Annotated in this window: 9 protein-coding genes and 1 pseudogene; 8 read left to right on the top strand and 2 right to left on the bottom strand. The window is 71.8% G+C overall.

Going from position 1 to position 9442, the window contains the following annotated elements; genetic code table 11:
- A pseudogene (locus ACGFML_RS12390) lies at positions 1–934 on the bottom strand (cbb3-type cytochrome c oxidase subunit I); the annotation flags it as partial.
- A gap of 139 nt (positions 935–1073) precedes the next feature.
- On the opposite strand from ACGFML_RS12390, the gene ACGFML_RS12385 reads away from it, so the two are divergent.
- From ACGFML_RS12385 to ACGFML_RS12370, 4 genes are all read left to right on the top strand, one after another.
- Positions 1074–1613 carry an RNA polymerase sigma factor gene (locus ACGFML_RS12385; RefSeq protein WP_393542706.1) on the top strand — a complete coding sequence of 180 codons (540 nt, stop codon included), beginning with the start codon at positions 1074–1076 and terminating at the stop codon, positions 1611–1613.
- Positions 1606–2613: a CU044_5270 family protein gene (locus ACGFML_RS12380; protein ID WP_393542704.1), complete on the top strand. Its 1008-nt coding sequence runs from the start codon at positions 1606–1608 to the stop codon at positions 2611–2613. Before ACGFML_RS12385 ends, ACGFML_RS12380 begins: the two co-directional genes overlap by 8 nt.
- A 504-nt stretch (positions 2614–3117) precedes the next feature.
- A complete protein-coding gene (proP, locus tag ACGFML_RS12375) occupies positions 3118–4653 on the top strand; it encodes a glycine betaine/L-proline transporter ProP (RefSeq protein ID WP_393542702.1) in 1536 nt (511 codons plus the stop codon).
- Positions 4654–4917: 264 nt separating this feature from the next.
- Positions 4918–6039: a DUF2330 domain-containing protein gene (locus tag ACGFML_RS12370; RefSeq protein WP_393542700.1), complete on the top strand. Its 1122-nt coding sequence runs from the start codon at positions 4918–4920 to the stop codon at positions 6037–6039.
- Between the two features lie 51 nt (positions 6040–6090).
- Here ACGFML_RS12370 and ACGFML_RS12365 read toward each other — a convergent pair whose 3' ends face one another.
- Positions 6091–6963 (bottom strand): AraC family transcriptional regulator, encoded by an 873-nt coding sequence (locus ACGFML_RS12365; protein ID WP_393542698.1) that lies wholly within the window; start codon positions 6961–6963, stop codon positions 6091–6093.
- Positions 6964–7030: 67 nt separating this feature from the next.
- Here ACGFML_RS12365 and ACGFML_RS12360 point away from each other — a divergent pair, with 67 nt between their 5' ends.
- The 4 genes from ACGFML_RS12360 (at position 7031) to ACGFML_RS12345 (ending at position 9424) form a co-directional block, all read left to right on the top strand.
- Positions 7031–7510, top strand: coding sequence for a DUF2000 family protein (locus ACGFML_RS12360; RefSeq protein ID WP_393542696.1), 480 nt, complete (start codon positions 7031–7033; stop codon positions 7508–7510).
- 169 nt (positions 7511–7679) lie between these two features.
- A complete protein-coding gene (locus ACGFML_RS12355; RefSeq protein ID WP_393542694.1) occupies positions 7680–7910 on the top strand; it encodes a chaplin in 231 nt (76 codons plus the stop codon).
- A 401-nt stretch (positions 7911–8311) separates the two neighbouring features.
- Positions 8312–8644, top strand: a complete 333-nt coding sequence (locus ACGFML_RS12350) for an antibiotic biosynthesis monooxygenase family protein (protein WP_393542692.1) — start codon at positions 8312–8314, stop codon at positions 8642–8644.
- A 243-nt stretch (positions 8645–8887) separates the two neighbouring features.
- Entirely contained in the window at positions 8888–9424 is a 537-nt protein-coding gene (locus ACGFML_RS12345) for a GNAT family N-acetyltransferase (RefSeq protein ID WP_393542690.1), read from the top strand.
- The last annotated feature ends 18 nt before the right edge of the window (positions 9425–9442 follow it).

Raw genomic sequence — 9442 nt, 5'->3', positions numbered from 1 at the left:
TCACGCCGGTCGGGACCGCGATCAGGAACGTCATGAAGGAGAAGAACGGCAACAGCACGCCGCCCGTCACATACATGTGGTGCGCCCAGACCGTGGCCGAGAGACCGGCAATCGAAATCGTCGCCGCGATCAGACCGATGTAACCGAACATCGGCTTCCGGGAGAACACCGGAATGACCTCGGAAATGATGCCGAAGAACGGCAGCGCGATGATGTACACCTCTGGATGGCCGAAGAACCAGAAGAGGTGCTGCCAGAGCAGGGCTCCGCCATTTGCCGCGTCGAATACATGGGCACCGAATTTACGGTCCGCCTCCAGGGCGAACAGCGCGGCGGCCAGGACCGGGAAGGCCAGCAGGACCAGCACACCGGTCAGCAGGACGTTCCAGGTGAAGATCGGCATCCGGAACATCGTCATGCCCGGGGCGCGCATGCAGATGATCGTGGTGATGAAGTTGACCGACCCGAGGATCGTGCCGAAGCCGGAGAACGCCAGGCCCATGATCCACATATCGGCGCCGACACCCGGCGAGCGGACCGCGTCGTTGAGCGGCGCATAGGCGAACCAGCCGAAATCCGCGGCTCCTTGCGGGGTGAGGAAGCCACCGACGGCGATCAGCGAGCCGAAGAGGTAGAGCCAGTAGGCGAACATGTTCAGCCGCGGAAAGGCGACATCCGGTGCGCCGATCTGCAGCGGCATGATCCAGTTCGCGAATCCGGCGAACAGCGGCGTCGCGAACATCAGCAGCATGATCGTGCCATGCATCGTGAACGCCTGGTTGAACTGCTCGTTCGTCAGGATCTGGTGGCCGGGGCGGGCCAGTTCGGCGCGCATCAGCAGCGCCATCAGGCCGCCGACGCAGAAGAACGCGAAGGCGGTGACCAGGTAGAGCGTGCCGATGGTCTTGTGGTCGGTGGTGGTCAGCCACTGCACCGCCCGCGGCGTGCGGCGGGCGGTGCGGGGTGTGGGAGCTGGGGTGAGGACCGTCATGCCCGGTAGGTGTCCGGAGCCCCGCACATCTTCACCGGGTGGGGGGTGTGAAGATCGGGGGCATGCCGGACACCAACGGTTCATGAGCACGGACGACGCCTTCGCCGCGGCCTACCGCGCGCACTACTGGGCGGTGAGCCGCTTCGTGGCGCGGCGGCTGGACGGGCAGGCACACGAGGTCGAGGAAGTGGTGGCGGAGGTCTTCTCCATAGCCTGGAGACGCCGCGCCGAACTCCCCGACAGCCCGCTGCCGTGGCTGTACGGGGTGGCCCGCAACTGCATGGCCAACACGGTGCGGGGACTCGGGCGCTACCGGCGGCTGCTCCACCGGATCGGCCATCACGAGGCGGCGCACCGCAAGCAGACGGTGGACAGCCCCGACGCGGAGCGGCCCGGGTCCTGGGTGCACGACGTGCTGGCGCGCCTGTCACCGGCCGACCAGGAGGTGCTGCGACTGACCGCCTGGGAGGAACTGTCCGTCGAGGAACTGGCGGTGACGCTGGGGTGCGGGCAGAGCGCGGCGGCCATGCGGCTGCACCGGGCGCGGCGGCGGCTGCGCGCCGAGATCGACCGCATGCGGATGACCGTGTCCGCACGAGCAGGAGGCGACCGCCATGCATGACGAACTGGATCTGCTGCGCGCGGCCGATCCCGCACCGCCCGGCGACGGGCCCTGGCGGGACCGGCCGCTGCCCGCCCACGCCGAACGCGAGCTCAACCGCCTGCTGTTCAGCACCCGGACGAAGCGGGCCCGGCGGCGGCTCGTGCTGCGGGCCGAGGCCGCGGTCCTGGCCCTCGGTGCGGTGCTCGCGTTCACCTTCTCCGGCGCCGGGGCCGCCAGGGCCGTGGCGATGCCCGTGGCGCTGGCCCCGCACGCCGGCGCCCCCGCGCTGCCGTTGGCCGAACTCGCCCGCAGGGCGCAGGACCGGGCGCGGACGGCCGGCCCCACGGACGGGCCGCACCGGGGCAGCCATGTGCAGAGCTGGAACCTGAGCATGCAGCCGGGCCCCGGACCCGTACCGCCCGTCACCGCGCCCGAGGAGCGCATGACCCGATGGCGGGCCGACGGCAGCGGCTCGGAACTGGTCGTGGCCACCGATCCCCGGCACCCCGGCCGTCCGGTGATCGACGGCACCGGCGGCCGTTGGCACGCCGTCCACGGCGGCAAGGTGCTGCACCGCAGGACCTATCCGGCCCTCCCCACCGGGCGACGCGACCTCGCGGCCCGCACCGCGCCGCCGGCCGACCCGCAGGCGCTGCGCCGCCGGCTCGCGGCGCGGTACGGCGGCACCGGCGGCGGGACGCCGCACCTGCTCACGGCGCTCTCGTCGTTGCTCCAGCAATGGACCCTGGGGCCACGGGAGGCGGCGGCCGTCGTCCGGGTGCTGGCCGACGCGGACGGACTGCGTCCGGTGGGCACGGTCCGCGACCGGCTGGGGCGGCGCGGCCAGGCCTATGTGTACGACGGACCGGACGGCGGTATGGACGCCACCCGCCAGATGGTGATCCTCGACCCCCGGACCGGACGGCTGATGGGCACCGAGACCACCTTCACCAGGGACCTGCCCGGCTTCCGCATCACCTCGGGGGAAGTGCTGTCGTACGAGGTGTGGCTGCCGTAGCGAAGACACCCCGCTGCCGCCGCCCGGTGGCGGGGGGTGTGGGGATGGCCGATCCTTGAGGGACGCGACGATCCATGCCGGCGCGGCGGTGCACTGCACCGCCGCGCCGTTCTTCTGTCCGTTCTTCTGTCCGTTCTTCTGTCCGCTCTTCGTTCGCTGCTGCCGTCCGTTTCCGGCGATTCGTCTCTGCCACCCGTCTCCGGCGGCCGTCTCTGCCGTCCGTCTCTGCCACCCGTCTCCGGCGGCCGCTTCCACCGTTGTTCGCTTCCGCCGTCCGCTCCGCTGCCCGGAAACGGTGACGCAGGGTGCGTGCCGCAGGTCACAGAGCGTCATGGTTGCGGCTGATCGCCGCGAGAAGGATCACAGGCAGAGGCCCTGTGGAAAACTTTCGGAACCCGCGTTTGCCCAGCAAGGAGCGGGTATACGACCGACCGCGCGGTCATCCGTGCACTGTCCGTGATGATCCGGTCTGCCCCTATGGTCGACCTTTGCCCTCGTCACTCCATGACGGGGGAGGTCATGCAGTCGTCCAAGAAAGCGCAGGCGAGCGAACACGTGCCGACGAAGTCCCCCGTCGCACCCGGGCCCCTTTCCCACGGCCGCAGCCGTACCGACGCCGCATCCGCGCCGGAGGAACTGACGGCGGAAGAGGTCACCGTCGTCGATCCCGCGATGGTGAAGCGAGCGGTCTCCGCGGCAGCCCTCGGCAATGCGATGGAGTGGTTCGACTTCGGCGTCTACAGCTACATCGCGGTCACCCTCGGGCATGTCTTCTTCCCGTCCGGGAATCCGACCGCGCAGTTGCTGTCGACGTTCGGCGCGTTCGCCGCGGCGTTCCTGGTGCGGCCCATCGGCGGCATGGTCTTCGGCCCGCTCGGCGACCGGATCGGTCGGCAGAAGATCCTCGCGATCACCATGATCATGATGGCGGCGGGCACGTTCGCCATCGGCCTGATCCCGTCCTACGCCACCATCGGCGTCGGGGCCCCCATCCTGCTGCTCGTCGCCCGCCTGGTGCAGGGCTTCTCCACCGGCGGTGAGTACGGCGGTGCGTCCACCTTCATCGCCGAGTACGCGCCGGACAAGAAGCGCGGCTTCCTCGGCAGCTGGCTGGAGTTCGGCACGCTGGCCGGATACGTCGGCGGCGCCGGTCTGGTCACCCTGATGACCGCACTGCTGTCCACCCACGACCTCAACGCGTGGGGCTGGCGCATCCCGTTCCTGATCGCGGGCCCGATGGGCATCATCGGCCTCTACCTGCGGATGCGGCTGGAAGAGACCCCGGCCTTCGCCCGGCTGGAGCAGGACGCACGGACCAAGGAGAAGGCGCGCCGCGAGGCCGAGAAGCGGATCGGCGTCCGCGAGATGATCTTCGGTCAGTGGCGGTCGATGCTGCTGTGCATCGGGCTGGTCCTGGTCTTCAACGTCACCGACTACATGCTGCTGTCGTACATGCCGAGCTACCTGACCTCGGAGCTGAAGTACGACGAGACGCACGGGCTGCTGGTCGTGCTCGGCGTGATGGTCGTGATGATGGGGGTGCAGCCGTTCGCGGGGAGGCTGGCCGACCGCTTCGGGCGCCGTCCGGTGATCGCGGCGGGCTGTGCGGGCTTCCTGGTGCTCTCCGTTCCGGCACTGCTGCTGATCCGGCAGGGCTCGCTGGTCGCCATCGCGCTGGGCATGGCCGCGCTGGGCCTGCTGCTGGTGTGCTTCACCTCGACGATGCCGTCCACCCTGCCCGCGCTCTTCCCGACGAAGGTGCGCTACGGCTCGCTGTCGATCGGCTTCAACATCTCGGTCTCGCTCTTCGGCGGTACGACGCCCCTGGTGGTCACCGCCCTCATCGGGGCGACCGGGAACAAGATGATGCCCGCCTACTACATGATGGCGGCGGCCGTGATCGGCGGGATCGCCGTCTGGCTGATGTCCGAGAGCGCCCGCAGGCCGCTGCCCGGCTCGCCGCCTGCGGTCGAGACGGAGGCGGAGGCCCGCGAGCTCGCGGGCACCTCCCGCGGGACCGCGGTCGGTTCCGCGGCCTGATCCCCAGCGCCCGGCGGCGGTCGTCGCCGGGCGCATCCGTCGTTGCGGACGCTGCGGACGCTGCGGCACCGTGACGCCCGACGCTGCGGACTCCCGCCACACCCGGCGTCCCGGACTCCCGCAACACCCGCGACACCCGTGACGCCCGGCGTTCCGGACGGACACCCCCGGTGCGGCCGGACGGGAACCGCCCGCGCACTCCCGCCGTCTCTGCCGCTGCCGATCACACCGGCCGGCGGGGAGCGAACGGGGACGACGGTGGGCGTGGCCAGGGAACACCGAGGAGCGCTGCGGCACAGGGCCCTGCTGGTGGTGCTGTTGCTGCTGGCCGTGCAGCTGGTGTCGCTGGCCAGGCCGGCGTACGCCTGCGGCTGCGGCGCGATGGTCGTCGACCCGAAGACCGCCCTGTCGGTGGGCCGGGAGACCTCGGCGGTGCGCTGGGACGGCCACCACGAGCAGATCGTGATGAGCCTGACGGTCGACGGGAACGCCCGGGACGCCGCCTGGATCATGCCGGTGCCGCACCGTGCCACGGTCGAGCTGGGCGATTCCCGCCTGTTCGACGAACTCGCCGCGCTCACCGCACCGGCCGAGCGCACGCGCAGGTACTTCTGGCCCCGGAGCAAGGACTGGCCGTTCCGCTCCGGCGACGTGGACGGCGCCGCGGCGCCCGTTCCCGGCGCCCACGGCCCCGGGGTCGGCGTCGTCGGGCGGGAGCGCCTGGGCCCGTTCGATGTGGCCCGGCTGACCGCCGACGACCCCGCGGCCCTGCGCGACTGGCTCGCCTCCCACGGCTTCCGGCTGCCGTCCACGCTCGCCACCGCGCTGCGCCCGTATGTGGCGCAGCGCTGGGAGTACGTCGCGGTCCGGCTCGCCCCGGCCGAGCGGGGCGGCACACTGCGGGGCACCCTCGACCCGCTGCGACTGTCCTTCGCCAGCGACCGACTGATCTACCCGATGCGGCTGTCCCGCCTCGCCAGGACCCCCCAGTCACTGGGGCTCTACGTCCTCGCGCCGCACCGGATGGAGCCGCGCGGCGCCATCGGCGGGTCCACGCCGAAGGTCTTCTTCGCGGGCCGGATCAAGCCCTCCCGGACCGCGGTGGGGCGCCTCGCCGGTACCCGCGGCGCCTTTCTGACCGCCGTCGACCAGCGCTTTCCGCATCCCGAGCGGATCACCGGCGACCATGAGCTGCGACCGACCGCCACCGACACCTCCTACCAGCGGATCCGGTACACGGACGCGCTGTGGAAGGTGGGCGGCACCCCCGCCTGGATCCTCACGGTGGGCGGCGCCACCGCACTGCTGCTGACGGCGGCGGCCGTGGTGGCGGTTCTGCGGCAGCGCGCCCGGCGGCGCGGAGCCCCGGCGGCGCCGCGGGCGTGACCGCTGCCCGGCCGCGCGGCGGGACCGGGACCCGGTCCGGGTCCCGGTCCGTCACGAGGGGGTGCCGGCCCGGCGGTAGGCGCCCGGCGTGATGCCGAAGCAGCGGACGAACCAGCGGTGGAAGTGCGCCTGGTCCGCGAAGCCGGCCTCACCCGCCGCATCGGCGGCGGAGCGGCCGGCGACGAGCAGCGTGCGGGCGCGGCGCAGCCGGAGCAGCCGCTGGTAGTCGCTGGGCGCCATGCCGTATTCGGCGCGGAACGCCCGGTAGAGCGCGAACCGGCTGCAGCCGGCCGTGGCGGCCAGCTCCTGCGCGGTCAGCGGCCGGTCCCAGGCGGCCGTCAGGAGATCGCGGGCCCGCCGGGCCGCCCGCGTCTGCGCGCCGGCGGGCAGCTCCCGGGGCCCGGCCCGGCCGGCGTTCCTGGTGGCGTTGCGCCGCACCATGGCCTCGACGGCGGCACTGAGCCGCTCCTCCCGGACGAGCGGGTCCGCGGCGCCGACCAGTGCGGGGTGCAGCCTGCGGAGAGCCTGCGCCAGCACCGGATCGTCGACCACCGGCTGGGCGAAGAGCGGCATGGCGCCGCGGCCGTCGGTGACATCGTCGAGGACGTCGCGGACGACATCGGGGCCGATGTGCATGATCCGGTAGGTGAAGCCGAATTCGACGGCCGACTCCCCGTCGTGCGGATCGTCCGGGTTGAACGCCATGACCATGCCGGCGGCGCTGGTGTGGCCGGCGCCGCGGCAGGTGAAGCGCTGGGCCCCGGTCTCGGTCACGGCGAACGAGTACGCGTCGTGGCTGTGCGGGTGGAAGACGTGCCGGACGAAGTGCGCATGCATCGCTTCCAGGGGGCGGTCCGGGTCACGCCAGTACCGCGCCCAGTCGCCGTCGCCCTGTCCGTCGTGCGCATCCGACTGCCGGCTCATCGCTCCAGTGTGCGGCGCCGCACCAGCGTTCAAGACAGCGGTCCGGATGCCGGACAAGACTGCCTTCATGACCGCTTCAGCCACGCCCACCGCGGCCGCGCCCGCCGCGGAGACCGACGCCACCCGAACCCCCGCACCGCGCTTCGCCACCAAGATCGCCGTGATCGTCCGCGACGACCTCGCCGTCTGGCAGAAACTCAACGTCACCTCCTTCCTGGCGAGCGGCATCGCCCACGCCAGTGACGACATCATGGGCAAGCGCTACGAGGACGCCTCCGGGAACGACTATCTGGCGCTCCTGCGCGAGCCGGTGCTCTGCTACGCCGCCGATGCCGGATCCCTGGCCCGCACGCACGCTCGCGCCCTCAGCCGCGGCATCCCGACCGCCGTCTACACCGCCGAGATGTTCCGCAGCGGCAACGACGACGACAACCGGGCGGCGGTCCGGGCGGTGGCCGCGGACGAACTGGATCTGGTGGGCCTCGCCGTGTACGGGCCGCGCGGCATCATCGACAAGATCACCAAGGGGTTGAAGCTGCACGGGTGAGCCCTTCCGCTCCCGTACGGGCCGGGACGGGTTCGTACGGGACGGTGTTCGACCCCCTCCCCCTTCGGGTGATCAGCGCATGTTCATATGGTGGCCCGGGCAATCAATCGGGCGACTCGACCCAGCCGCCGAGCCACCGTCAATTGCCGGGCTTCGAAAGGGAATTCCCATGCGCCGCATCGCTGCTGTCTCCCTCGGAACCACCGCTCTTCTTGGCGTCCTCGCCACGCCCGCCCTCGCCGACTCCGGTGCTCAGGGTGCCGCCGTGAACTCGCCCGGCGTCGTCTCGGGCAACGTGATCCAGGCCCCGATCCACATTCCCGTCAACGCGTGCGGAAACTCCATCAACATCGTCGGCCTTCTGAACCCGACGTTCGGGAACACCTGCGTCAACCACTGACACAGCGCCCGTGCCGTGGTGCTGTTCCATTTCTCCGGCAGCACCACGGCGCAGTGTTCGGACGAGTCCCGGAATACCGGTGCGCGGGGCCGTACCGCGCACATTCGGCCTCTCCGTCGAAACCCTCGCACGACCGGCCCCGCCCGCAGCACCGGGCGGGGCTTCGTCGTCCCTGCGGGACGGGCAACTCCCGTGCGCCGGCCCGCAGGAGAGCACGGGGCGCGCAGCAGGAGTCGACCGGTGAGAGACCCCGCTCGCGTGATGGCCTTGATCGCCGTCTGGTCACCGGTGACGTTCTGCGAGGCGTCCCCGCGTCGCCTGGGAGGGCGGATGTAAGAGACTGCACACACGGACTCAAGGTGAGGGCGCCGGTGCGGCGTCCGTTGTGTGAGAGGTGTCATGTGCCCAGCGTGGTAAAGATCAACGTCCTGACCGTGCCGGCCGAGCAGCGGGAGGTCCTGGAACAGCGGTTCGGGGCGCGTGCCGGGACGGTCGACTCCTCGGACGGCTTCGAGTGGTTCGAGCTGCTGCGCCCCGTGGAGGGCACCGACCAGTACCTCGTCTACACCCGCTGGCGGGACGAGGAGTCCTTCCAGGCATGGATGGAGGGCCCGATGAAGGCCGCCCACCAGGGCGGTGGCGGCGAGGGCGGCGAACGGCCCAAGCCCGCCGCGTCCGGGTCCACCCTGTGGTCCTTCGAGGTGGTGCAGCAGGCGGGCCCGAGGAAGGGCTGAGCGTGCGACGGCGGGGCGGGTGTCGTGGACACCCGCCCCGCCGGGCGTCGTCGCGGGGGTGAGGAAGCGGCCAGAAGCCGTTCTCCGGACCGACCGCGCCGTGTTCGCGGCGGCCGTCGGGCATGTCGCGGGGATCCGCCGCCACCGCAAGCGGCACACCCACCGCACGCCGGAACCGTCCCACCGGCCGCCGCCCCCGAAATGCCGTGGACGGCGCTGTCCACCCGTGCCGACAATGCCGTCATGAGCGACACCACCGCCCTCCCCGCCCCCTGGGCCGTCTCCGCCGAGCCCTTCGACTCGCCGGACGCCTGGGCACTGTTGCGGGAGTACTACACCGAGGTCGCCGACCGCTATTTCACCTTGCACGAGGACCGCCGCGCCACGCCCGAGGAGATCGAGCAGGGGCTGGCGGAGTACCCGAAGGACCATCTGACGCCTCCCGACGGCGTGCTGCTGGTCGCCCGGCTCGGTGCGAGGGCCGCCGGGTGTGCGGGGGTACGGCTGCTGGACGGGCGGACCGCCGAGCTCAAGCAGCTCTTCGTCCGGCTCGGGCACCGCGGGGCGGGCGGCGCCGGCCGGCTGCTCCTGGCCGCCGAGTCGGCCGCGGCAGGGATGGGCGCCGAGCGCATCCGGCTGGACACCCGGCTGGATCTGGTGGAGGCGGTCGCGTTCTACCGGCGGCACGGCTTCGGCGAGATCCCGCCGTACCACGACGACGACTATGCGGAGATCTTCTTCGAGAAGCGGCTGGCCACGGCCGGCGGGGCGCGGGGGTGAGGCGGCCGGTCGTCCGTC

The sequence above is a fragment of the Streptomyces sp. NPDC048650 genome, from assembly GCF_043199095.1.
Classification (GTDB): domain Bacteria; phylum Actinomycetota; class Actinomycetes; order Streptomycetales; family Streptomycetaceae; genus Streptomyces.
The sequence above is the reverse complement of the archived record's forward strand: the minus strand, read 5'-3'. Positions and strand labels throughout refer to the sequence as shown.

Excerpts from the sequence above, each read along its gene's own strand:
- proP (WP_393542702.1), top strand. The coding sequence starts at position 3,118 with ATGACGGGGGAGGTCATGCAGTCGTCCAAGAAAGCGCAGGCGAGCGAA.
- ACGFML_RS12380 (WP_393542704.1), top strand. The coding sequence starts at position 1,606 with ATGCATGACGAACTGGATCTGCTGCGCGCGGCCGATCCCGCACCGCCC.
- ACGFML_RS12385 (WP_393542706.1), top strand. The coding sequence starts at position 1,074 with ATGAGCACGGACGACGCCTTCGCCGCGGCCTACCGCGCGCACTACTGG.
- ACGFML_RS12360 (WP_393542696.1), top strand. The coding sequence starts at position 7,031 with ATGACCGCTTCAGCCACGCCCACCGCGGCCGCGCCCGCCGCGGAGACC.
- ACGFML_RS12365 (WP_393542698.1), bottom strand. The coding sequence starts at position 6,963 with ATGAGCCGGCAGTCGGATGCGCACGACGGACAGGGCGACGGCGACTGG.
- ACGFML_RS12355 (WP_393542694.1), top strand. The coding sequence starts at position 7,680 with ATGCGCCGCATCGCTGCTGTCTCCCTCGGAACCACCGCTCTTCTTGGC.
- ACGFML_RS12345 (WP_393542690.1), top strand. The coding sequence starts at position 8,888 with ATGAGCGACACCACCGCCCTCCCCGCCCCCTGGGCCGTCTCCGCCGAG.